At 58.7% G+C, this 21,285-nt stretch carries 23 protein-coding genes, 1 other RNA gene and 2 pseudogenes; 16 read left to right on the forward strand and 10 right to left on the reverse strand.

The window, feature by feature from the left end; translation table 11 throughout:
• Nucleotides 1–302 precede the first annotated feature (302 nt).
• From CSV86_RS00490 to zapE, 3 genes are all read left to right on the forward strand, one after another.
• Nucleotides 303–923, forward strand: a complete 621-nt coding sequence (locus CSV86_RS00490; protein WP_170394667.1) for an alpha/beta hydrolase — start codon at nucleotides 303–305, stop codon at nucleotides 921–923.
• A 23-nt stretch (nucleotides 924–946) separates the two neighbouring features.
• Nucleotides 947–2,296 (forward strand): tryptophan--tRNA ligase, encoded by a 1,350-nt coding sequence (locus CSV86_RS00495; RefSeq protein ID WP_009408212.1) that lies wholly within the window; start codon nucleotides 947–949, stop codon nucleotides 2,294–2,296.
• Between the two features lie 81 nt (nucleotides 2,297–2,377).
• A complete protein-coding gene (gene zapE / locus CSV86_RS00500; RefSeq protein ID WP_009408214.1) occupies nucleotides 2,378–3,472 on the forward strand; it encodes a cell division protein ZapE in 1,095 nt (364 codons plus the stop codon).
• 134 nt (nucleotides 3,473–3,606) lie between these two features.
• On the opposite strand, the gene CSV86_RS00505 is transcribed toward zapE, so the two are convergent.
• The 5 genes from CSV86_RS00505 to CSV86_RS00525 form a co-directional block, all read right to left on the reverse strand.
• Nucleotides 3,607–4,503 (reverse strand): GlxA family transcriptional regulator, encoded by an 897-nt coding sequence (locus tag CSV86_RS00505; RefSeq protein WP_167654031.1) that lies wholly within the window; start codon nucleotides 4,501–4,503, stop codon nucleotides 3,607–3,609.
• A gap of 171 nt (nucleotides 4,504–4,674) precedes the next feature.
• Nucleotides 4,675–5,952 (reverse strand): ISL3 family transposase, encoded by a 1,278-nt coding sequence (locus CSV86_RS00510; RefSeq protein WP_000610830.1) that lies wholly within the window; start codon nucleotides 5,950–5,952, stop codon nucleotides 4,675–4,677.
• Nucleotides 5,953–5,964: 12 nt separating this feature from the next.
• The gene (locus CSV86_RS00515) at nucleotides 5,965–6,711 is read right to left on the reverse strand and encodes a permease (RefSeq protein WP_240160360.1); all 747 of its coding nucleotides are present in this window, start codon (nucleotides 6,709–6,711) and stop codon (nucleotides 5,965–5,967) included.
• 75 nt (nucleotides 6,712–6,786) lie between these two features.
• The gene (locus CSV86_RS00520; protein ID WP_000610830.1) at nucleotides 6,787–8,064 is read right to left on the reverse strand and encodes an ISL3 family transposase; all 1,278 of its coding nucleotides are present in this window, start codon (nucleotides 8,062–8,064) and stop codon (nucleotides 6,787–6,789) included.
• Nucleotides 8,065–8,076: 12 nt separating this feature from the next.
• Nucleotides 8,077–9,081, reverse strand: a complete 1,005-nt coding sequence (locus tag CSV86_RS00525) for a permease (protein WP_040363373.1) — start codon at nucleotides 9,079–9,081, stop codon at nucleotides 8,077–8,079.
• A gap of 140 nt (nucleotides 9,082–9,221) precedes the next feature.
• Here CSV86_RS00525 and CSV86_RS00530 point away from each other — a divergent pair, with 140 nt between their 5' ends.
• Entirely contained in the window at nucleotides 9,222–9,536 is a 315-nt protein-coding gene (locus tag CSV86_RS00530; protein WP_000349485.1) for an ArsR/SmtB family transcription factor, read from the forward strand.
• A gap of 134 nt (nucleotides 9,537–9,670) precedes the next feature.
• Here the strand turns inward: CSV86_RS00530 and CSV86_RS00535 are convergent, their stop codons facing one another.
• Nucleotides 9,671–10,063: a permease gene (locus CSV86_RS00535; protein WP_205346212.1), complete on the reverse strand. Its 393-nt coding sequence runs from the start codon at nucleotides 10,061–10,063 to the stop codon at nucleotides 9,671–9,673.
• Nucleotides 10,064–10,174: 111 nt separating this feature from the next.
• Here CSV86_RS00535 and CSV86_RS00540 point away from each other — a divergent pair, with 111 nt between their 5' ends.
• The 10 genes and pseudogenes from CSV86_RS00540 (at nucleotide 10,175) to CSV86_RS00575 (ending at nucleotide 15,888) form a co-directional block, all read left to right on the forward strand.
• Nucleotides 10,175–10,489, forward strand: a complete 315-nt coding sequence (locus CSV86_RS00540) for an ArsR/SmtB family transcription factor (protein ID WP_000349485.1) — start codon at nucleotides 10,175–10,177, stop codon at nucleotides 10,487–10,489.
• 544 nt (nucleotides 10,490–11,033) lie between these two features.
• Nucleotides 11,034–11,462 carry a 50S ribosomal protein L13 gene (gene rplM, locus CSV86_RS00545; RefSeq protein ID WP_009404632.1) on the forward strand — a complete coding sequence of 143 codons (429 nt, stop codon included), beginning with the start codon at nucleotides 11,034–11,036 and terminating at the stop codon, nucleotides 11,460–11,462.
• A gap of 14 nt (nucleotides 11,463–11,476) precedes the next feature.
• Complete coding sequence (gene rpsI, locus CSV86_RS00550) at nucleotides 11,477–11,869, forward strand: 30S ribosomal protein S9 (protein WP_009404633.1); 393 nt, start codon at nucleotides 11,477–11,479, stop codon at nucleotides 11,867–11,869.
• Nucleotides 11,870–12,132: 263 nt separating this feature from the next.
• On the forward strand, nucleotides 12,133–12,726 hold the full coding sequence (gene petA, locus CSV86_RS00555) for a ubiquinol-cytochrome c reductase iron-sulfur subunit (protein ID WP_009396633.1): 594 nt from the start codon (nucleotides 12,133–12,135) through the stop codon (nucleotides 12,724–12,726).
• 47 nt (nucleotides 12,727–12,773) lie between these two features.
• Complete coding sequence (locus CSV86_RS32640; protein WP_283811569.1) at nucleotides 12,774–13,097, forward strand: cytochrome b family protein; 324 nt, start codon at nucleotides 12,774–12,776, stop codon at nucleotides 13,095–13,097.
• Nucleotides 13,067–13,455, forward strand: a pseudogene (locus CSV86_RS32645) (cytochrome b N-terminal domain-containing protein); the annotation flags it as partial. The gene CSV86_RS32640 and the pseudogene CSV86_RS32645, both read left to right, overlap by 31 nt.
• A 60-nt stretch (nucleotides 13,456–13,515) precedes the next feature.
• Nucleotides 13,516–13,935: a hypothetical protein gene (locus CSV86_RS31550; RefSeq protein ID WP_240160429.1), complete on the forward strand. Its 420-nt coding sequence runs from the start codon at nucleotides 13,516–13,518 to the stop codon at nucleotides 13,933–13,935.
• Nucleotides 13,935–14,717, forward strand: a complete 783-nt coding sequence (locus CSV86_RS00565) for a cytochrome c1 (protein WP_009396637.1) — start codon at nucleotides 13,935–13,937, stop codon at nucleotides 14,715–14,717. The genes CSV86_RS31550 and CSV86_RS00565 overlap by 1 nt, the downstream gene beginning before the upstream one ends.
• A gap of 117 nt (nucleotides 14,718–14,834) precedes the next feature.
• Nucleotides 14,835–15,458: a glutathione S-transferase N-terminal domain-containing protein gene (locus CSV86_RS00570; RefSeq protein WP_009396639.1), complete on the forward strand. Its 624-nt coding sequence runs from the start codon at nucleotides 14,835–14,837 to the stop codon at nucleotides 15,456–15,458.
• A gap of 10 nt (nucleotides 15,459–15,468) precedes the next feature.
• Nucleotides 15,469–15,888, forward strand: coding sequence for a ClpXP protease specificity-enhancing factor (locus tag CSV86_RS00575; RefSeq protein WP_009396641.1), 420 nt, complete (start codon nucleotides 15,469–15,471; stop codon nucleotides 15,886–15,888).
• Nucleotides 15,889–16,081: 193 nt separating this feature from the next.
• Here CSV86_RS00575 and CSV86_RS00580 read toward each other — a convergent pair whose 3' ends face one another.
• From CSV86_RS00580 to CSV86_RS00595, 4 genes are all read right to left on the reverse strand, one after another.
• On the reverse strand, nucleotides 16,082–16,660 hold the full coding sequence (locus CSV86_RS00580) for a BON domain-containing protein (RefSeq protein WP_009396643.1): 579 nt from the start codon (nucleotides 16,658–16,660) through the stop codon (nucleotides 16,082–16,084).
• Entirely contained in the window at nucleotides 16,657–17,250 is a 594-nt protein-coding gene (locus CSV86_RS00585; RefSeq protein WP_037059368.1) for a phosphoheptose isomerase, read from the reverse strand. The genes CSV86_RS00580 and CSV86_RS00585 overlap by 4 nt, the downstream gene beginning before the upstream one ends.
• A 122-nt stretch (nucleotides 17,251–17,372) precedes the next feature.
• Nucleotides 17,373–17,744, reverse strand: a complete 372-nt coding sequence (locus tag CSV86_RS00590; RefSeq protein WP_037059371.1) for a YraN family protein — start codon at nucleotides 17,742–17,744, stop codon at nucleotides 17,373–17,375.
• A gap of 1 nt (nucleotide 17,745) precedes the next feature.
• Nucleotides 17,746–19,560 (reverse strand): penicillin-binding protein activator, encoded by a 1,815-nt coding sequence (locus CSV86_RS00595; protein WP_009396649.1) that lies wholly within the window; start codon nucleotides 19,558–19,560, stop codon nucleotides 17,746–17,748.
• Nucleotides 19,561–19,736: 176 nt separating this feature from the next.
• On the opposite strand from CSV86_RS00595, the pseudogene rsmI reads away from it, so the two are divergent.
• A pseudogene (gene rsmI / locus CSV86_RS00600) lies at nucleotides 19,737–20,611 on the forward strand (16S rRNA (cytidine(1402)-2'-O)-methyltransferase).
• A 67-nt stretch (nucleotides 20,612–20,678) separates the two neighbouring features.
• Nucleotides 20,679–21,036, forward strand: an RNA gene (gene rnpB / locus CSV86_RS00605) — RNase P RNA component class A.
• Nucleotides 21,037–21,285 lie beyond the last annotated feature (249 nt).

A 21,285-nucleotide genomic window follows, 5' to 3' on the forward strand; every position in this document is an offset into this window, starting at 1 on the left:
TTCTTCTTTACATCTTTGGCATTTTATCAACCAGAAATTCCGGATACCCGAAGAAGGCACCGACTGCGAAGGTCTCTCCTTTCTACAAGAAAACCATCGGTTACGGACTGCCGGACTTCGCAGAGGAACTCAACTACGGAGTCGATCTATCAACCATCTGAGGGTGGTATCAGATTGATGGGGTGAAGGTGCCCCATCAACCATTAAATCCGTATACCCGCAAATATTTCAGAACAGAATCATTCAGCTAGACGAGTCGACCCTTGCCGGGGTCACGGAGTTTATTCCTTGCTTACCCGCGAATCCCCGTTCTCATCGACGGCCCGGTCGGTCAACTGGAAGCCCTGTACCAGGAGGTGCCTGACGCCCATGGCCTGGTGCTGATCTGCCATCCCAACCCGGTACAGGGCGGGACCATGCTCAACAAGGTGGTGTCGACCCTGCAGCGCACCGCCCGGGATGCCGGCCTGACCACGCTGCGTTTCAATTATCGCGGCGTCGGCGCCAGTGCCGGGAGCCACGATATGGGCAGCGGGGAAGTGGACGATGCCGAGGCGGCTGCCGCCTGGCTGCGTGAACGGCATCCGCAACTGCCCCTGACACTGCTCGGATTCTCCTTCGGCGGTTTCGTCGCTGCCGCCCTTGGCGGGCGTCTTGAGGCGCAAGGTGTGGCGCTGAAGCATCTGTTCATGGTCGCTCCTGCCGTCATGCGCCTGACCGGCAGCGAGGCCGCGCCGCAGAACGTGCAACTGACCATCGTCCAGCCGGACGCCGACGAAGTGATCGAGCCGCAGATCGTCTACGCCTGGTCCGCTGCGTTCCCGCGCCCCCATGAGCTGCTGAAAGTGGCAGAATGCGGACACTTTTTTCATGGCAAGCTGACCGACCTCAAGGATCTGGTACTGCCGCGTCTTTCGAACTGAGCCAAGCTGATAAGCGAATACCCATGACTACGCGCATCCTCACCGGCATCACCACCACCGGCACCCCGCATCTGGGCAACTACGCCGGTGCCATCCGCCCGGCGATCCTCGCCAGCCGCCAGCCCGGTGCCGACTCCTTCTATTTCCTCGCCGATTACCACGCCCTGATCAAATGCGACGACCCGCAGCGTATCCAGCGCTCGCGCCTCGAGATCGCCGCCACCTGGCTGGCCGGCGGCCTGGATGCGGAGAAGGTGACGTTCTATCGCCAGTCCGATATTCCTGAAATCCCCGAGCTGACCTGGCTGCTGACCTGTGTCAGCGCCAAGGGCCTGCTCAACCGCGCCCACGCCTACAAGGCCTCGGTGGACAAGAACCTGGAAAACGGCGAGGACCCGGACGCCGGCGTGACCATGGGCCTGTACAGCTATCCGGTGCTGATGGCCGCGGACATCCTGATGTTCAACGCCCACAAGGTGCCGGTCGGTCGCGACCAGATCCAGCACGTGGAAATGGCGCGTGATATCGGCCAGCGCTTCAATCACCTGTTCGGCAACGGCAAGGAATTCTTCGTTCTGCCGGAAGCGGTGATCGAGGAAAGCGTGGCGACCCTGCCGGGCCTGGACGGTCGCAAGATGTCCAAGAGCTATGACAACACCATCCCGCTGTTCAGCAGTGCCAAGGACATGAAGGACGCGATCTCGCGCATCGTCACCGACTCCCGCGCGCCGGGCGAGGCGAAGGATCCGGACAATTCGCACCTGTTCACCCTGTACCAGGCGTTCGCTACTGCCGAGCAGTCCGCAGGCTTCCGTGACGAACTCCTGCAGGGCCTGGGCTGGGGCGAAGCCAAGCAGAAGCTGTTCCAGTTGCTGGACGGGCAACTGAGCGAATCCCGTGAGCACTATCAGCAACTGATTGCCCGTCCGGCCGATCTGGAAGACATTCTCCTGGCTGGCGCGCAGAAAGCCCGCAAGGTCGCCACGCCGTTCCTCGAGCAACTGCGCGAGGCCGTGGGGCTGCGTTCCTTCCGTTCCATCGCCCAAGGTCCGGTCGAGACGAAGAAAAAGGCCGCGAAAGCCGCACGCTTCGTCAGCTTCCGCGATGAAGACGGCAGCTTCCGCTTCCGCCTGCTGGGCGCCGACGGCGAGCAACTGTTGCTGTCGCGCAGCTTCGCCGACGGCAAGGCCGCTGGTGCGGTGACCAAGCAATTGCAGCAGGGCCAGGAACTGGACGTGCGCGCCGAAGGCCTGGGCTTCAGCCTGTGGCTGGACGGCGAGGCCGTGGCCGAAGGTGCGCAGTTTGCCGACGCCGCTGCTCGTGATGCCGCCATCGAGGCCCTGCGTGCCGCCCTGGCACCCCAACAGGACTGACGGCTTATCGGAAGTCTGATTGCCATTACCCGGGGCCGTCGCTACAGTGACGGCCCGCTTTTGTTGCCTTGCTAACGAATTATGACGCCCCTAGAACGATATCAAGCAGATCTGAAACGTCCCGACTTCTTCCATGATGCGGCGCAGGAAACTGCGGTGCGCCATCTGCAGCGCCTGTACGACGATCTGATCGCGGCGCAGAACAATAAGCCGGGCGTGTTCGGCAAACTGTTCGGCAAGAAGGAGCAGGCGCCGGTCAAGGGCCTGTATTTCTGGGGCGGGGTAGGGCGGGGCAAGACCTATCTGGTCGATACCTTCTTCGAGGCGCTGCCGTTCAAGGAAAAATCCCGCACGCACTTCCACCGTTTCATGAAGCGTGTGCACGAGGAGATGAAGGGCCTGAAGGGCGAGAAGAACCCCCTGACCATCATCGCCAAGCGTTTTTCGGAAGAGGCGCGGGTGATCTGCTTCGACGAGTTCTTCGTGTCCGACATCACCGACGCGATGATCCTCGGTACCCTGATGGAAGAGCTGTTCAAGAACGGCGTGACCCTGGTGGCGACCTCCAACATCGTACCGGACGGGCTGTACAAGGATGGCCTGCAGCGGGCGCGCTTCCTGCCGGCCATTGCCCTGATCAAGCAGAACACCGAGATCGTCAACGTCGACAGCGGCGTCGACTATCGCCTGCGCCACCTGGAGCAGGCCGAACTCTTCCACTTCCCGCTGAACGAAGCCGCCCACGAAAGCCTGCGCAAGAGCTTCCGGGCGCTGACTCCTGAATGCACCCAGGCAGTGGAAAATGATGTACTGATCATCGAGAACCGCGAGATCCGTGCCCTGCGTACCTGTGACGACGTGGCCTGGTTCGACTTCCGCGAGTTGTGCGATGGGCCGCGCAGCCAGAACGACTACATCGAACTGGGCAAGATCTTCCATGCCGTACTGCTCAGCGGCGTGGAGCAGATGGGCGTGGCGACCGACGACATCGCGCGGCGCTTCATCAACATGGTCGACGAGTTCTACGACCGTAACGTGAAGCTGATCATCTCCGCCGAGGTGGAGCTGAAGGACCTGTATACCGGTGGTCGCCTGACCTTCGAATTCCAGCGGACCCTCAGCCGCCTGCTGGAAATGCAGTCCCACGAGTTCCTGGCGCGGGCGCACAAGCCTTAACCACTCTCGAAAGCACAACACCGACCCTGTGGGAGCTGGCTTGCCAGCGATGACTATGGTGAATTCACCATCGCTATCGCTGGCAAGCCAGCTCCCACAGGTTTTTTATCGGCAGGGAGATTTGTGCTCGAGGCTCAGGCTTCCTGCATGAACTGCTGCCGATACTGGTTCGGCGACAGCGCCGTATGCTGCCGGAACAGCCGTGCGAAGAAGCTGGCGTCGTCGTAGCCGACTTCGTAGCTGATGGTCTTGATGCTCTTGCGCGTGCCCGAGAGCAATCCCTTTGCCGTTTCGATGCGCAACCGCTGCAGGTAGTGCAGGGGCTTGTCGCCGGTGGCGGTCTGGAATCGCCGCATGAAGTTGCGGATGCTCATGCCGTGGTTGCGCGCGACGTCCTCGAAACGGAACTTGTCGGCGAAGTGCTCTTCGAGCCAGTGCTGGATCTGCAGGATGATCACATCCTGGTGCAGTTTCTGCCCGCCGAATCCCATGCGCCCCGGCGTGTAGTTGCGCTGGACTTCGTAGAGGATGTCGCGGGCCACCGCCTGGGCGACGTTGGCGCCACAAAAGCGCTCGATCAGATAGATGTAGAGGTCGCAGGCCGATGTGGTACCGGCGGCACAGAACAGGTTGTCGGCGTCGGTCAGGTGCTTGTCCTGGTTCAGCTGGACCTTGGGGAAACGCTCGGCGAACTGATTGAAGAAGCGCCAGTAGGTGGTCGCCTCCTTGCCATCGAGCAAGCCGGCCTCGGCCAGCCAGAACACACCACTGGCCTCGCCGCACAGCACTGCGCCGCGGGCGTGCTGCTGGCGCAACCAGGGCAGGACCTGCGGATAGCGTTCGCACAAGGTCGAGAAATCATCCCAGAACGCCGGGAGCACGATGACGTCGGCCTCTTCCAGGCCACTGTCGACCGGCACCTGGACATCGCTGAAACTGCGCACCGGCTGGCCGTCGGGGCTGACCAGGCGGGTTTCGAACATCGGTTGCAGACTCAGGCCCAGTTGCTTGGCATAGCGCAGGCTGGCCAGGTGGAAAAAGTCCTTGGCCTGCATCAGGGTCGAGGCGAACACCTTGTCGATCGCGAGGATGCTGACGCGCCGCAGGGGCACGTTGGGTTGGGTAAACATCATTTTCTTTATTCGGGTATACGGATTTAATGGTTGATGGGGCACCTTTACCCCACCAACCTGATACCATTATCAGATGGTTGATAGATCGACTCCGTAGTTGAGTTCCTCTGCGAAGTCCGGCAGTCCGTAACCGATGGTTTTCTTGTAGAAAGGAGAGACCTTCGCAGTCGGTGCCTTCTTCTTGTGCTTCGTGGTGTAGAGCATTCGTGCCCGCATCACCTCGAAGGAGTAACCGCGCCCTTCACGGTTCTTGTCCTTGGCCAGTCGGTTGATGGACTCCGTGTAAGCGTTGGTGACGGGCATGTCCGTCTCGAAGTAGGTCATGGTCTCTTCGCGCCAGTTTCCCACTGCCCTGACCAGATCGCTCCAGACTTCCTTTTGGCCCTTCGGGATGGTGGCTATCCACTCGTCCAGGGCGGCTTCTGCCTGGAGCCGTGTGGTGGCGTCCCAGATGCCGTAGAAGCGCTCCTTGTGCTCGTAGGCGGCCAGCAGTTGCGGGAACGCGCCTGTCCAGGTCTCCATGATGAGGCGCTCCCGGTCTGAGACTTCGTGAGCGCGTTTCAGCAGGATTTTCCGGTCTCCCTTGAGAGTCCGGCTCTGGGACGGTTTCAGCTCCTTTCTGAGGCCCTTGCGCACTCTCTCTAGGGCATCGTTGGCCATGCGCACCACATGGAACTTATCGACCACGATACGGGCCTGGGGCAGCACAGCCTTGACCGCTGCCCGGTAGGGGTTCCACATGTCCATGCTGACGATCTCGACCTTCTGCCGGTCTTTCAGCTTCATCAGGTAGTTGGTCACCACGTCCTGGCGGCGGGTGGCCAGCAGGTCGAGCAGGGTTCGCTCCTCAATGTTGGTCAGAATGCAGCGGTAGCGCTTGTTCAGGTATAGCTCGTCAATGCCCAGGATGCGGGGCGTCTCGAAGCGGTGCCAGCGCCCCAGGAACTCGGCGCGGGCGTTGAAGATGTCGCGCACCGTCTTCTCGTCCAGGCCGGTCTGTGCCGCCACAAAGGTGTAGGGGTGGTTGAAGGATTCCTTCTCCACGTACTCATGCAGCCGCAGTGTCATACGGAATCCGTCCACCATCTCCGGTAGCTGGGGCCTGAATGTTGTCTTGCAGGCCCGGCAGGTGTATCGGCGGCGGACCACCCAGAGAGTGACCCGCTTGCCGTGGATGGGCAGATCACGATAGGGAACGTCACGCTTGCCGAACCGCACGAACTCACCCTGCACGCCGCACCCCTCGCAGGCTACTGGTGTAGGTGCTTCAAGCCGAAAATGTATGTCTTCATTCTGCTCATCAGAATCCACCAACTGGTACCCAGGAAGGCTTAACGAATTAATCATCTCCCGCCTTGATCAGAAAAACAGGTAGGTGGCGTAACCGGCAATCATCGCCATAGCAAAAATGACTGCTAAAAACGCCGCTAAAAGCTTCAGCGTGAACAAAGAGCGCAACAGAATGAGCTCAGTCAGGCTGGCTCCGGCACTGCCGATGATCAACGCTAGCACCGTCCCGGCACCCACGCCTTTGGCCATCAGAGCCGCTGCCAGAGGTATGACGGCTTCAGCGCGAATATACAACGGCACGCCGATGACAGCGGCAACTGGAATGGCAAAGGGATTATCTGGGCCTGCATACTGCTCCAATAAGTCAGTGGGCATGAAACCATAGATCACGCTGCCAATCGCAATACCGATGAGCAGGTAAGGCAACACATCGATAAAGTCCGACCAAGCTTCCCGCCACACACCACTGTACTTCCCTTCTTTCTTAACCGTGACAGTGGGTTGACTGTCACAGCATTCGCTAGACGTAGAGACTGTTGTCTTCCTATCAGCCCCGCAAGAAGCCGTCTTCGGAGTGGTGTCGCAGCTGTTGGTGCCGCAACTCGATGCGGTCGATGTAGCACTGCACGGGCTTGCTGATGAACTACATCCACTGCTCTCTTGTGTCGCCGTCCGGCGCACATAACGCTCGAAGCCAAGCGTGTGAAGCAGCCATCCGGCACCTACCGCGACCACCAAAGCGGCGAGCACATAGATAGCAGTAAGTGTCCATCCAAACGTGGCAACCAGCAGGCCGACGACGATAGGATTCAGCAACGGAGATGAGAAAAGAAAGGGTATACGGATTTAATGGTTGATGGGCACCTTTACCCCACCAACCTGATACCATTATCAGATGGTTGATAGATCGACTCCGTAGTTGAGTTCCTCTGCGAAGTCCGGCAGTCCGTAACCGATGGTTTTCTTGTAGAAAGGAGAGACCTTCGCAGTCGGTGCCTTCTTCTTGTGCTTCGTGGTGTAGAGCATTCGTGCCCGCATCACCTCGAAGGAGTAACCGCGCCCTTCACGGTTCTTGTCCTTGGCCAGTCGGTTGATGGACTCCGTGTAAGCGTTGGTGACGGGCATGTCCGTCTCGAAGTAGGTCATGGTCTCTTCGCGCCAGTTTCCCACTGCCCTGACCAGATCGCTCCAGACTTCCTTTTGGCCCTTCGGGATGGTGGCTATCCACTCGTCCAGGGCGGCTTCTGCCTGGAGCCGTGTGGTGGCGTCCCAGATGCCGTAGAAGCGCTCCTTGTGCTCGTAGGCGGCCAGCAGTTGCGGGAACGCGCCTGTCCAGGTCTCCATGATGAGGCGCTCCCGGTCTGAGACTTCGTGAGCGCGTTTCAGCAGGATTTTCCGGTCTCCCTTGAGAGTCCGGCTCTGGGACGGTTTCAGCTCCTTTCTGAGGCCCTTGCGCACTCTCTCTAGGGCATCGTTGGCCATGCGCACCACATGGAACTTATCGACCACGATACGGGCCTGGGGCAGCACAGCCTTGACCGCTGCCCGGTAGGGGTTCCACATGTCCATGCTGACGATCTCGACCTTCTGCCGGTCTTTCAGCTTCATCAGGTAGTTGGTCACCACGTCCTGGCGGCGGGTGGCCAGCAGGTCGAGCAGGGTTCGCTCCTCAATGTTGGTCAGAATGCAGCGGTAGCGCTTGTTCAGGTATAGCTCGTCAATGCCCAGGATGCGGGGCGTCTCGAAGCGGTGCCAGCGCCCCAGGAACTCGGCGCGGGCGTTGAAGATGTCGCGCACCGTCTTCTCGTCCAGGCCGGTCTGTGCCGCCACAAAGGTGTAGGGGTGGTTGAAGGATTCCTTCTCCACGTACTCATGCAGCCGCAGTGTCATACGGAATCCGTCCACCATCTCCGGTAGCTGGGGCCTGAATGTTGTCTTGCAGGCCCGGCAGGTGTATCGGCGGCGGACCACCCAGAGAGTGACCCGCTTGCCGTGGATGGGCAGATCACGATAGGGAACGTCACGCTTGCCGAACCGCACGAACTCACCCTGCACGCCGCACCCCTCGCAGGCTACTGGTGTAGGTGCTTCAAGCCGAAAATGTATGTCTTCATTCTGCTCATCAGAATCCACCAACTGGTACCCAGGAAGGCTTAACGAATTAATCATCTCCCGCCTTGATCAGAAAAACAGGTAGGTGGCGTAACCGGCAATCATCGCCATAGCAAAAATGACTGCTAAAAACGCCGCTAAAAGCTTCAGCGTGAACAAAGAGCGCAACAGAATGAGCTCAGTCAGGCTGGCTCCGGCACTGCCGATGATCAACGCTAGCACCGTCCCGGCACCCACGCCTTTGGCCATCAGAGCCGCTGCCAGAGGTATGACGGCTTCAGCGCGAATATACAACGGCACGCCGATGACAGCGGCAACTGGAATGGCAAAGGGATTATCTGGGCCTGCATACTGCTCCAATAAGTCAGTGGGCATGAAACCATAGATCACGCTGCCAATCGCAATACCGATGAGCAGGTAAGGCAACACATCGATAAAGTCCGACCAAGCTTCCCGCCACACACCACTGTACTTCCCTTCTTTCTTAACCGTGACAGTGGGTTGACTGTCACAGCATTCGCTAGACGTAGAGACTGTTGTCTTCCTATCAGCCCCGCAAGAAGCCGTCTTCGGAGTGGTGTCGCAGCTGTTGGTGCCGCAACTCGATGCGGTCGATGTAGCACTGCACGGGCTTGCTGATGAACTACATCCACTGCTCTCTTGTGTCGCCGTCCGGCGCACATAACGCTCGAAGCCAAGCGTGTGAAGCAGCCATCCGGCACCTACCGCGACCACCAAAGCGGCGAGCACATAGATAGCAGTAAGTGTCCATCCAAACGTGGCAACCAGCAGGCCGACGACGATAGGATTCAGCAACGGAGATGAGAAAAGAAACACCATCATCGGCCCAAAACCGGCCCGTGCCCGAATCAACCCTTTCAACATGGGGATAGTCGAGCAACTACAGAAGGGCGTTATAGCTCCTAAACCAGCAGCAAGAAAATAGCCTCGCTTCCCACTGGAAGTCAGTAACGCTTCCACCTTGGATGGTGGGATGTGACGTTGAAGAACTCCGACCAGCAAGCTAATGCCAATGAATAAAACCGATAGCTCGATAGCGAGAAAGGCGAACATGCCTAGAGCGTCTTGGAGTTGAGATGACATTCAATATTACTCCTATATTTCTAGTATTGTCGAAATGATGTACGCAGCCTACTTGCGTTTATCCGACCTGTCAACTATAATTCTAGAAACATCGAATTATTGGGCGTGCTATGGATCACGAAAAGGTTGCAGCCAGCTTAGCTGAGCTAGGGAATAGTCACCGACTGTCCGTGTTCCGCTTTCTGGTCAAAGCTGGCCATGATGGGGCTTCGGTCGGAGATATCCAGAAGGGGCTGGGTATTCCTGCTTCGACGCTATCACATCACCTTGCGCGCATGGCCAAGGTAGGGCTGATCCGGCAGGAGAAACATAGCCGCACGATTGTCTGTATACCCGAGTATGGGCACCTAGAGAATTTGATCGGTTTCTTACAAGAGGAATGTTGTGCAGGTGTCCGGATTGCGCATGAACCAGAACCGCTTTGACGCTTGCCCAGCTCTCGCTGTCCTCCCTAGTCAGCATCGCTATGAAGACTCAGGCGAAGGTGGAAACAGAAAATTGGCAGTAGAGTAGGCTGAAGAGGATCAATCAGATAATCCGCTGAGAAAGATTTTCTTCTTTACATCTTTGGCATTTTATCAACCAGAAATTCCGGATACCCGATAGCAGTAAGTGTCCATCCAAACGTGGCAACCAGCAGGCCGACGACGATAGGATTCAGCAACGGAGATGAGAAAAGAAACACCATCATCGGCCCAAAACCGGCCCGTGCCCGAATCAACCCTTTCAACATGGGGATAGTCGAGCAACTACAGAAGGGCGTTATAGCTCCTAAACCAGCAGCAAGAAAATAGCCTCGCTTCCCACTGGAAGTCAGTAACGCTTCCACCTTGGATGGTGGGATGTGACGTTGAAGAACTCCGACCAGCAAGCTAATGCCAATGAATAAAACCGATAGCTCGATAGCGAGAAAGGCGAACATGCCTAGAGCGTCTTGGAGTTGAGATGACATTCAATATTACTCCTATATTTCTAGTATTGTCGAAATGATGTACGCAGCCTACTTGCGTTTATCCGACCTGTCAACTATAATTCTAGAAACATCGAATTATTGGGGCGTGCTATGGATCACGAAAAGGTTGCAGCCAGCTTAGCTGAGCTAGGGAATAGTCACCGACTGTCCGTGTTCCGCTTTCTGGTCAAAGCTGGCCATGATGGGGCTTCGGTCGGAGATATCCAGAAGGGGCTGGGTATTCCTGCTTCGACGCTATCACATCACCTTGCGCGCATGGCCAAGGTAGGGCTGATCCGGCAGGAGAAACATAGCCGCACGATTGTCTGTATACCCGAGTATGGGCACCTAGAGAATTTGATCGGTTTCTTACAAGAGGAATGTTGTGCAGGTGTCCGGATTGCGCATGAACCAGAACCGCTTTGACGCTTGCCCAGCTCTCGCTGTCCTCCCTAGTCAGCATCGCTATGAAGACTCAGGCGAAGGTGGAAACAGAAAATTGGCAGTAGAGTAGGCTGAAGAGGATCAATCAGATAATCCGCTGAGAAAGATTTTCTTCTTTACATCTTTGGCATTTTATCAACCAGAAATTCCGGATACCCCTTTATTCTTATAGGTCAGAGTGGTCAATCACCGGCTGGATCGTCTTATTTTTTGGCGATTGTGTCCAGTCTCCGGCCCGAGGGCACGGGTACATGCGTGCACAGGGTCACGCCTGTGCGGGGCGGAGCAGGCCGGCGTGGAAAATCCGCTTGATATTTTTCTGGTAATCCGGATAATCCGCCGTCTGTTTCTACGGTGGGAGTGATGCCCCGTCGCTGAAAAAGAACCCCGCCAAGTATCGAACGCGCTGACCCGAGCCCCCGAAAGCGTTCGTATTCGGCTGCCTTTGACCTTGTCAAAGTAAGCACTATTCAGTAAGATTCGCCGTCTATTTTTTTGCTGGGCGGCCTCTGAGGCTTATTAAAGAATGAAAACTTTTACTGCTAAACCGGAAACAGTAAAACGCGACTGGTTCGTCGTTGACGCTGCTGGTCAGACCCTGGGTCGTCTGGCCACTGAAATCGCGAGCCGTCTGCGTGGCAAGCACAAGCCAGAGTACACCCCTCACGTTGACACCGGCGACTACATCGTCGTGATCAATGCCGAGCAGGTACGTGTCACTGGTGCCAAGACTTCGGACAAGATGTACTACTCCCACTCCGGCTTCCCGGGCGGTATCAAGGAAATCAACTTCGAGAAGCTGATTGCCAAGGCCCCAGAGCGCGTGATCGAGACCGCGGTTAAAGGCATGCTGCCGAAGAACCCGCTGGGTCGCGACATGTACCGTAAGCTGAAAGTCTATGCGGGCGCTACTCACCCTCATACTGCTCAGCAGCCCCAAGAACTGAAGATTTAACGGAATAGTTCATTATGTCGGCGACTCAAAATTACGGCACTGGCCGTCGCAAGACTGCAACCGCTCGCGTTTTCCTGCGTCCGGGCACTGGCAACATCTCCATCAACAACCGTTCCCTGGACGTGTTCTTCGGTCGTGAAACCGCGCGCATGGTAGTTCGCCAGCCGCTGGAACTGACCGAAACCGTCGAGAAGTTCGACATCTACGTCACCGTTGCCGGTGGTGGTGTCAGCGGTCAGGCCGGTGCGATCCGTCACGGTATCACCCGCGCTCTGATGGAGTACGACGAAACCCTGCGTGGCGCTCTGCGTCGTGCTGGTTACGTGACTCGTGACGCTCGTGAAGTCGAGCGTAAGAAAGTGGGTCTGCGTAAAGCACGTAAGCGTCCACAATACTCCAAGCGTTAATTCGCCAGGAGTTTCAAAAAAAGCCCGGTTCCAAGTGGAACCGGGCTTTTTTTATGTCTTGAATAAAGGGGGTCGGCCATTTGTGTGACAACTTGCCGCATAGACGCAGATCAAGACCTGCGTGGGATGCAGGCCTATGGCCAGGGTAATAACCTTGCCAGTCATGGGTCTTTTCTTTACCATGCGGCAAATTTTTAGCGCTTCAGAAATTACTTAGTAGATGCCTGTTTCAACAGGCCACAAAGCTGATGGGAGAGGACTGAATGAGCAATGACGGCGTCAATGCAGGCCGGCGTCGCTTCCTGGTTGCAGCCACATCCGTTGTGGGCGCAGCAGGGGCGGTGGGGGCTGCGGTCCCGTTCGTAGGGTCATGGTTTCCCAGTGCCAAGGCGAAAGCGGCCGGTGCACCGGTGAAGGTCAATATTGCCAAGGTGGAACCTGGGCAGCAGTTGGTGGCCGAGTGGCGCGGTCAGCCGGTGTTCATCGTCCGTCGCACCGAAGAGATCCTGGGTAATTTGAAGAAGATCACCGCAGATCTCTCGGATCCGGAATCCAAGGCTTCGGTTCAGCCTACCTACGTCGACCCGTCGAATCGCTCGATCAAGCCGGAAATCTTGGTGCTTGTCGGCCTGTGTACACACCTCGGCTGCTCGCCGACTTTCCGCCCTGAAGTCGCGCCTGCCGACCTTGGTCCGAAGTGGGTCGGTGGCTATTTCTGCCCGTGCCACGGCTCTCACTACGACCTTGCCGGCCGCGTCTACAAGTCCCAGCCAGCGCCGCTCAATCTGCCGGTGCCACCGCATTCGTACGAGTCGGATGACATCATCGTCGTCGGCGTCGATCAGGAGAAAGCGTGATGAGCAAGTTCATGGAATGGGTTGACGCCCGCTTCCCCGCCACCAAGATGTGGGAAGACCACCTGAGCAAGTATTACGCGCCGAAGAACTTCAACTTCCTGTACTTCTTCGGCTCCCTGGCGCTATTGGTGCTGGTCAACCAGATCGTCACTGGTGTCTGGCTGACCATGAGCTTCACTCCGTCGGCCGAGGAGGCTTTTGCCTCGGTCGAATACATCATGCGCGATGTCGAGTACGGCTGGATCCTGCGGTATCTGCACTCCACCGGCGCCTCGGCGTTCTTCATCGTTGTCTACCTGCACATGTTCCGCGGCCTGCTTTATGGTTCCTACCAGAAGCCCGCGAGCTGGTGTGGATCTTCGGCATGCTGATCTACCTGGCGCTGATGGCCGAGGCCTTCATGGGCTACCTGCTGCCATGGGGCAGATGTCCTACTGGGGCGCCCAGGTGATCATTTCGCTGTTCGGTGCCATTCCGGTAATCGGCGATGACCTGACCCAGTGGATCCGTGGTGACTACCTGATTTCCGGCATCACCCTGAACCGCTTCTTCGCCTTGCATGTGATCGCCTTGCCGATCGTGATCCTTGGCCTGGTAGTGCTGCACATCCTGGCGCTGCACGAAGTTGGCTCGAACAACCCCGATGGCGTCGACATCAAGAAGAAAAAGGACGAGAACGGCATTCCGCTGGATGGCATTCCGTTCCACCCGTACTACACCGTCAAGGATATCGTCGGCGTAGTAGTGTTCCTCTTCGTGTTCTGTGCCGTGGTGTTCTTCTTCCCGGAAATGGGTGGGTATTTCCTGGAAAAACCTAACTTCGAGCAGGCCAACGCCTTCAAGACTCCCGAGCACATCGCGCCGGTCTGGTACTTCACCCCGTTCTACGCGATTCTGCGCGCGGTTCCGGACAAGCTCTTCGGCGTCATCGCCATGGGTGCTGCGATTGCAGTGCTGTTCGTCCTGCCGTGGCTTGACCGCAGCCCGGTGCGCTCTATGCGCTACAAGGGCTGGCTGAGCAAGATCTGGCTGCTGGTGTTCTGCGTTGCCTTCGTGATCCTCGGTGTGCTGGGTGTCCTGGCGCCGACGCCGGGTCGCACGCTGCTGTCGCAGGTATGTACCTTCCTGTATTTCGCCTACTTCATTCTGATGCCGTTCTACACCAGGCTTGAGAAGACCAAACCGGTTCCGGAAAGGGTGACTGGCTGATGAAAAAGCTATTTGCAGTATTGATTCTGGCAGTGATGCCTGCCCTGACCTTCGCCGCCAGCGAGCATGGTCCGGAACTGGATAAAGTCGATATCGACCTGACCGACAAGGCCGCCATGCAGGACGGTGCCCGCACCTTTGCCAACTATTGCATGGGTTGCCACAGTGCCAAGTTCCAGCGTTACGAGCGTGTGGCCGATGACCTGGGCATTCCCCATGAGCTGATGCTCGAAAAGCTGGTGTTCACCGGTGCCAAGATCGGCGACCACATGAACATCGGCATGCAGCCGGCCGACGCCAAGGTCTGGTTCGGCGCTGCGCCGCCCGACCTGACCCTGGTCGCCCGGGTGCGCGGTACCGACTGGCTGTACAGCTACCTGCGCGGCTTCTACGAGGATCCGGCGCGTCCATGGGGCGTGAACAACAAGATCTTCCCGAACGTCGGTATGCCGAACGTACTGGTGGGCCTGCAGGGACGCCAGGTCGTGGGCTGCAAGCAGATTCAGACCGTGGTCGATGGCAAGAAGCAGTTCGACCCGCTGACCGGCGCACCGCTGACGCATGAAGCCTGTGACCAGCTGACCATCGTGCCGAAATCCGGTACCCTGAGCGAAGAGCAGTTCGACGAGAAGGTCAAGAACCTGGTGACCTTCCTGGCCTATTCGGCCAACCCGGTCAAACTGGAAAGCCAACGCATCGGTACCTATGTACTGCTGTACCTGGCCTTCTTCTTCGTATTCGCCTACCTGCTCAAGCGCGAATACTGGAAGGACGTGCACTGATCACGCAGTAATTTTCTGGTAGTTGAACGCGCGCCCTGGGGCGCCTCCGGAGTTCGGAGGTACCCCAGGGCGCGTTTGCGTTTATAGCTTTTACCATTCCATGCGAGGAGGAATCTTATGGGCATGACCAATCGGTTGGCCTGCTACTCCGACCCCGCTGACCACTATTCTCATCGGGTACGCCTCGTCCTCGCCGAGAAAGCTGTCAGCGTCGAGATCATCGACGTCGTAGCCGGCAGCCAGCCGGCCAAATTGCTTGAGGCCAATCCGTACGGTAGCTTGCCGACCCTGGTCGACCGCGATCTGGCGTTGTACGAATCCACCGTGGTGATGGAATACCTCGACGAACGTTATCCTCATCCACCATTGCTGCCGGCTTATCCGGTGGCGCGAGCGAACAGCCGGTTGCTGGTTCACCGTATCCAGCGCGATTGGTGTGCACTTGTGGACCAGATCCTCGATCCGCGGGCAAAGGACACCGTCCGCGCCCAGGCTAGAAAGGAGCTGCGCGAGAGCCTTACCGGGGTATCCCCGTTGTTCGCTGACAAGCCCTGTTTCCTCAGCGAGGAGCAAAGTCTGGTGGATTGTTGTCTACTACCTATCTTGTGGCGGTTGCCTATCCTCGGAATCGAATTGCCACGGCAGGCCAAGCCCCTGCTTGACTATATGGAGCGACAGTTTGCCCGCGAGCCCTTCCAGGCGAGCCTGTCCGCTGCTGAACGAGAAATGCGCAAGCTTTAAGGAGCTGTTGATGAACTCCAGTCGCCCCTACCTGGTGCGTGCACTGTACGAGTGGATCGTGGACAACGATTGCACGCCTCATATCCTGGTGAATGCCGAGTACCCTGCGGTACAGGTGCCCCAGGGTTTTGCCAGCGACGGACAGATTGTCCTGAATATCTCGCCGAACGCCGTGCGCGGTCTGCAGATGGAAAACGACGCGGTCAGTTTCGAAGGGCGTTTCGGCGGCGTAGCCCACAGTCTTTATGTGCCGACCGCAGCCATTCTTGGCATCTATGCCCGTGAGAATGGTCAGGGCATGGTCTTCGAGCTCGAGCCGCCGATAGCCGATGATGAAGAAGATGATGTCGAGCCGGATGACGACGGTCCGCCGGACGGCGGGCAGCCGCCGCGTCCGAGCGGGCGGCCGAGTCTGAAAGTGGTGAAATGAAAAAAGGCGACCTGTGAGGGTCGCCTTTTTCGTATCTGGATGCTGACATCTAACCTGTGGGAGCTGGCTTGCCAGCGATTGCTATGGTGGGTTCACTGCAGTAATCGCTGGCAAGCCAGCTCCTACAGGGGGCGCGGAGATCTGAAGGACAAGTGTTCCCAAAGCCCCCGGGAGCTGCTTTTTCTGTTTGCTGTCAGTCGATGTATTCGAACAGCTTGACGATCTTCTGCACGCCGGACACGCCCTGCACCAGGTTGGTAGCGCGGTTGGCTTCGGCCTGGGTCAGCAGGCCGAGCATGTAGACGATGCCGTTTTCGGTGATGACCTTGATTCGCGTAGCGGGGATGTTGGCGTCGGTCAGCATCTGGGTCTTGATCTTGGTGGTCAGCCAGGCGTCGTTATTGCGTGCCAGTAGCGAGGAAGGCTGGAGCACCTGCAGCTCGTTGTGCACCTTCTTGACCTTTTGCACCTGGCCGGCGGTTTGCTCGGCCAGGCTCTTCAGGTCGGCGCGCGGGGTCTGGCCGGCCAGCAGGACAACGCCGTTGTAGCTGCTGACGACGATGTGCGAGTTCTTGTCCAGGTCAGGGCTGGCCTTGGCAACGTTGACTGCCACTTTGGTCTCGATCAGCGAGTCGTCGATCTTGCTGCCCAGGGTGCGCGTGCCGCGGTCGTCATCGATCGGGGCTTCACGGCTGGCGGTGATCACCGAGCTGCAACCGCTCAGGCTCAGGCACAGGGTCAGGGCCATCAGGCCGAGGCGTTTTGGGGTCATTCTTCACTCCCGAACAATTGGCTGTCGATCAGGTCGCAGAGGCAGTGGATCGCCAGCAGGTGGACTTCCTGAATACGTGCGGTGACATTGGCCGGAACGCGAATCTCGACATCTTCGGGCAGCAGCAGCGAAGCCATGCCGCCGCCGTCGCGCCCGGTCAATGCTACGACAATCATTTCGCGATCATGTGCCGCCTGGATCGCCTGAATTATGTTTGCCGAGTTGCCGCTGGTGGAGATCGCCAGCAGTACGTCGCCTGGCTGGCCAAGGGCGCGGATCTGCTTGGAAAACACCTCGTTGTAGCTGTAGTCGTTGGCGATCGATGTGATGGTCGAGGTGTCGGTGGTCAGGGCGATGGCCGGCAGGCTCGGGCGCTCGCGTTCGAAGCGGTTGAGCAGTTCCGAGGAAAAGTGCTGGGCGTCACCGGCCGAGCCACCATTGCCGCAGGCAAGCATCTTGCCCTCGTTCAGCAGGGCGTTGACCATGAGCTGGCTGGCTTGCTCGATGTGGGGTGCAAGAACTTCCATCGCCTGTTGCTTGGCGTTGATGCTTGCCTGGAATAACTGGCGAATTCGGGATTGCATGTCCATCAGTGTGACCTTAAATGGGGCTGGCCGGGCGGGGATTGAAAGGCTCCCGGCACATGTCTGTGCAGCCCGCGAAGCAAAGAGCAAAAAGTTGAAAGGGTAAAGGTGCGTCCGTCGGCGCGGGGTCAACTGTCGAAGGCATTCTGCAGCCAGTCGAGCGGTTGACCCGAATGACCGCTGCCTTGCAAGGCGATTACATCGAAGCGGCAGGGGTGCTTGGCCCAGCGCGGTTCCTCCATCAGGAAATGCTGTGCGGCGAGCGTCAGTTTTTCCTGCTTGCGGGCATCGATGCTGCCGAGGGCGCCGCCAAAGCCTGCATGCAGGCGATAACGAACTTCGACGAATACTACTGTATCGCGGTCGAGCATGACCAGATCAAGCTCGCCGCGCTTGCACCGCCAGTTCCGCGCCAGCAGCACCAGGCCCCGGGTCGTCAGATAATCCAGGGCCTGTTGCTCGGCCGCCATTCCGGCGGCCTGGCGTGAAGGTGCGGGCATTTCAGCGGGGAGTGTCAGGCAGGCGCTTGATCTGGCCGCCGGCGAACTCTGCCCACGGCAACTGGCGCTCGATGCGCTGGTTCGGGCTCATGCCAAGGCTGCCGGATAGGCCCTCGATACGATTGTCCGGCAGGGTTTTCAGCTGGCCCAGGCGCGGTGCGAGGCTGTAGGCATCGACGCCCATGGCGTAGAGGCGGCCAAGACTGCCGGCCGCCTGTGGCCACTGGCGAACGACCTGCAGGCGCAGGCCGTTGGTGGTGTCGAGCAGCCATGGGGTTTCGCAGAAGCGGATACCGGTCATGTCGTTGTACTGGTTCACGTCGCCGCTGGCACTGTACACGTTGGAGGTTGCGTATACCGGCACGTCACCTGCGTACTGGAAATTGAGGGTCGGCTTGATCTGCTGGGCCTGCTGCGGAGTCGAGGCGAGGAAGATGAAGTCGATGTCCTGGCGACGCGATGGCTGTGCCGAGACATTGCCGCCCACGGTGCTTTGCAGGCTCTTGGCGCGGCCTTCGCTCTGGCGTAGCTGGAACAGGTCGGCGATCTGCTGGGCCAGCGCCACCGGCTGGGCCACGCGCTCGGCGGCGAGCAGGGTGCCGCCCTTGGCTTCCCAATCCTGGCGGAAGGCATTGAGCACGCGATCGCCCCATTCGCCACTCGGCACCAGTGCTACGGCACGGCGCATGCCGTCGGCGTAGGCGCGGCGGGACACCTCGCGGGCTTCGTCTTCGGCGGCGAGGCCGAACTGGAACAGTTGCGGCGGGGTGTTCTGACCGGCGTCGCTGTAGTTCAGGGCGAGGGTAGTGATCGGCAGTTGCGGGTAGGTGGCGAGTTGCTTGACCAGCGGTTTTTCCAGCGGTCCGACCACCAGTTGCACGCCGGCGGCCTGGGCCTGGCGGTAGAAATCGTCGAGGGAGGTCAGGCGCGAGCTGTCGAAGACCTGGATGGCCGGAGGATTCTGGCCCGCCTGCTGGGCCTGGAAGTGCGCAGCCATGAAGCCGTCGCGCAGGGCGCGGGCAACGCCGGCGAGTTGGCCTTCCTGCGGCAGCAGCAATGCGATCTTGCTCAGTGGCTGGCTGGTCAGGCTTTTCAGTTTCACCAGGGGCGTGGGCAATTGCAGGGCGGCCGGGTGGTTGGGGTTTTGCGCTTTCCAGGTGTCGATGGCGGCCTGTTGCTGCTCCAGGGTGCCGGCGCTCTTCACGGCCAGGGCCAGGCTGGTCCAGCCGCCAAGGGTGTCGCTCGCGCCGGTTTGCAGTTGCTCGGCAGGCAGGGCGGCCACCAGGCTCCAGATCGCATCGTTGTTTGCCGTGGCGGCGTCGCCGTTCAGCAGCGGTGCCAGTGCGATGCGCTCCTTGGCGGCGGCGAGGGGCTGCCCGTCCGCTTCGAACGCGGCAGCGTGGGCACTGCGGGTGCGGGCCTGCAGGTCGGCCGGCAGTTCGTTCAGGTGTGCCAGGCTCGGATGACTGAGGGCGGTCAGCGCTGCTTTCGGCTGGTTACGGCTTAGCGCCAGCTCGGCGGAGAGCGTACTGGCGAAGACCTGTTGGGCCGGTTTCAGGGTATCCAGCTGGACTTGCTCGAGGATGCGTGCGGCACGTGCGTTGTCTTTCTGCCGGTAGGCCAGGTCGGCAGCGCTCAGGCGCAGCAGGGCGGCCTTTTCCGGCGTCTTGCTGTTGGCAGCCTGGTCGAGCAGTTGCTCGATGCTGGCGTCCGGGGTGCGTGGCAATTCGCCCAGGCTGGACGAAGGCGAACTGGCACAGGCTGCCAGCAGGGCGGCGAGGCAGAGGGCTGAGAGTAGCCGCAGGCATGCGATCATGTACGGGTCCTGTTACTCGATCAAATTAACCTGCGATTGTACCCAAGCACTGGCCGTGGCGCGATCTTGCTGGCGTGAAACCTTCGATTCAGGTCGCAGTACAAGGCTTCGGTGGGGAATTGCGACCGGCTCTCGCGCTACAATGGCGGCTTCAATCCAGAAAACAGGTGTTTGTTGTGAGCGATGTTCCAGGTGCTTCCAATCCCGCTGCCGGGACCCTTTACGTCGTGGCCACCCCATCGGCAACCTGGATGACATCAGTGCCCGGGCCTTGAAGATCCTTGGTGATGTCGCTTTGATCGCGGCCGAGGACACTCGCCACTCGGTGCGGTTGCTGCAACATTTCGGCATCAATACGCCCCTGGCGCCCTGTCACGAACACAATGAGCGCGATGAGGGCAACCGTTTCGTCACCCGTCTGCTGGCCGGGGAAAACGTTGCGTTGATTTCCGATGCGGGGACGCCGTTGATTTCCGACCCTGGCTATCACCTGGTGCGCCAGGCGCGTGCGGCTGGCATAAGTGTCGTGCCAGTGCCAGGGGCCTGCGCACTGATTGCTGCACTGTCGGCTGCGGGGTTGCCTTCCGACCGGTTCATCTTCGAAGGTTTTCTGCCTGCCAAGGCCGTTGGGCGTCAGGGGCGTCTGAATCTGCTGAAGGAAGAACCGCGTACCTTGATCTTCTATGAGGCTCCGCATCGCATTCTCGAATGCCTGCAGGATATGGAAGCGATCTTTGGCGGCGAGCGTCCGGCAGTGCTCGGGCGCGAGCTGACCAAGACCTTTGAAACCCTGAAAGGCCTGCCCTTGGCGCAATTGCGCGAGTTCGTCGAAAACGACAGCAATCAGCAACGGGGTGAATGTGTGGTGCTGGTGGCAGGCTGGACCGCGCCGGAAGATGAACAGGCGGTAAGCGGGGAAGTCTTGCGCATCCTGGATTTATTGCTGGCGGAAATGCCGCTCAAGCGCGCGGCGGCGTTGGCTGCGGAAATTACCGGGGTAAGGAAGAATGTTTTGTATCAAGTGGCTCTGGAAAAACAGAAAAATAAATGATGTCACATTGATATTATCTGTTTTGTCACTTGTTCTCCGGGGCCGCTGCCGTTAATCTTTGCGGCGGAGAGTCGATTGGACAGTCGCTGCCTGATTTTGTTCCGCAAAAGCAGGGGAGGAAAGTCCGGGCTCCATAGGGCAGAGTGCCAGGTAACGCCTGGGGGCGCGAGCCTACGGAAAGTGCCACAGAAAACAACCGCCTAAGCACCTCGGTGCCGGTAAGGGTGAAAAGGTGCGGTAAGAGCGCACCGCACGACTGGTAACAGTTCGTGGCTAGGCAAACCCCACTCGGAGCAAGACCAAATAGGGTTCCACATGGCGCGGCCCGCGTTGGAACCGGGTAGGTTGCTAAAGGCGTCCAGTGATGGCCGTCGTAGAGGAATGACTGTCCTCGACAGAACCCGGCTTACAGATCGACTCTCCACTCCTTCCTTTCTTTCTGCTTGATTCGATAGCAGAAGCCGCTTCGGTAATATCAAAAAAGTCTTACTCTTAATAAATTACTTTAACTTCGCGCTCTATTCGTCTGAGCGAAGTCGCTTTTCCCTTCCGAAAATCCCCTCCAAGTAGCCTGATGTCTGCCCTTGTTACGCTAAATCTCCGATCTGTAAGGGTTTTCCTTATATGCGCGCCTTGACGGTGCGGTGGGCGGATTCCTATAGTGTGCGCAAGTG

Origin of the sequence: Pseudomonas bharatica CSV86 (assembly GCF_000319305.2) — a bacterium.
GTDB lineage: Bacteria > Pseudomonadota > Gammaproteobacteria > Pseudomonadales > Pseudomonadaceae > Aquipseudomonas > Aquipseudomonas bharatica.

Excerpts from the sequence above, each read along its gene's own strand:
- zapE (WP_009408214.1), top strand. The coding sequence starts at position 2,378 with ATGACGCCCCTAGAACGATATCAAGCAGATCTGAAACGTCCCGACTTC.
- CSV86_RS00535 (WP_205346212.1), bottom strand. The coding sequence starts at position 10,063 with ATGTCATCTCAACTCCAAGACGCTCTAGGCATGTTCGCCTTTCTCGCT.
- CSV86_RS00585 (WP_037059368.1), bottom strand. The coding sequence starts at position 17,250 with ATGGACATGCAATCCCGAATTCGCCAGTTATTCCAGGCAAGCATCAAC.
- CSV86_RS00520 (WP_000610830.1), bottom strand. The coding sequence starts at position 8,064 with ATGATTAATTCGTTAAGCCTTCCTGGGTACCAGTTGGTGGATTCTGAT.
- CSV86_RS00540 (WP_000349485.1), top strand. The coding sequence starts at position 10,175 with ATGGATCACGAAAAGGTTGCAGCCAGCTTAGCTGAGCTAGGGAATAGT.
- petA (WP_009396633.1), top strand. The coding sequence starts at position 12,133 with ATGAGCAATGACGGCGTCAATGCAGGCCGGCGTCGCTTCCTGGTTGCA.
- CSV86_RS00525 (WP_040363373.1), bottom strand. The coding sequence starts at position 9,081 with ATGTTCGCCTTTCTCGCTATCGAGCTATCGGTTTTATTCATTGGCATT.
- CSV86_RS00575 (WP_009396641.1), top strand. The coding sequence starts at position 15,469 with ATGAACTCCAGTCGCCCCTACCTGGTGCGTGCACTGTACGAGTGGATC.
- CSV86_RS31550 (WP_240160429.1), top strand. The coding sequence starts at position 13,516 with ATGGGTGGGTATTTCCTGGAAAAACCTAACTTCGAGCAGGCCAACGCC.
- CSV86_RS00595 (WP_009396649.1), bottom strand. The coding sequence starts at position 19,560 with ATGATCGCATGCCTGCGGCTACTCTCAGCCCTCTGCCTCGCCGCCCTG.
- CSV86_RS00590 (WP_037059371.1), bottom strand. The coding sequence starts at position 17,744 with ATGCCCGCACCTTCACGCCAGGCCGCCGGAATGGCGGCCGAGCAACAG.
- rpsI (WP_009404633.1), top strand. The coding sequence starts at position 11,477 with ATGTCGGCGACTCAAAATTACGGCACTGGCCGTCGCAAGACTGCAACC.
- rplM (WP_009404632.1), top strand. The coding sequence starts at position 11,034 with ATGAAAACTTTTACTGCTAAACCGGAAACAGTAAAACGCGACTGGTTC.
- CSV86_RS00565 (WP_009396637.1), top strand. The coding sequence starts at position 13,935 with ATGAAAAAGCTATTTGCAGTATTGATTCTGGCAGTGATGCCTGCCCTG.
- CSV86_RS32640 (WP_283811569.1), top strand. The coding sequence starts at position 12,774 with ATGTGGGAAGACCACCTGAGCAAGTATTACGCGCCGAAGAACTTCAAC.
- CSV86_RS00570 (WP_009396639.1), top strand. The coding sequence starts at position 14,835 with ATGGGCATGACCAATCGGTTGGCCTGCTACTCCGACCCCGCTGACCAC.
- CSV86_RS00580 (WP_009396643.1), bottom strand. The coding sequence starts at position 16,660 with ATGACCCCAAAACGCCTCGGCCTGATGGCCCTGACCCTGTGCCTGAGC.
- CSV86_RS00530 (WP_000349485.1), top strand. The coding sequence starts at position 9,222 with ATGGATCACGAAAAGGTTGCAGCCAGCTTAGCTGAGCTAGGGAATAGT.
- CSV86_RS00510 (WP_000610830.1), bottom strand. The coding sequence starts at position 5,952 with ATGATTAATTCGTTAAGCCTTCCTGGGTACCAGTTGGTGGATTCTGAT.
- CSV86_RS00495 (WP_009408212.1), top strand. The coding sequence starts at position 947 with ATGACTACGCGCATCCTCACCGGCATCACCACCACCGGCACCCCGCAT.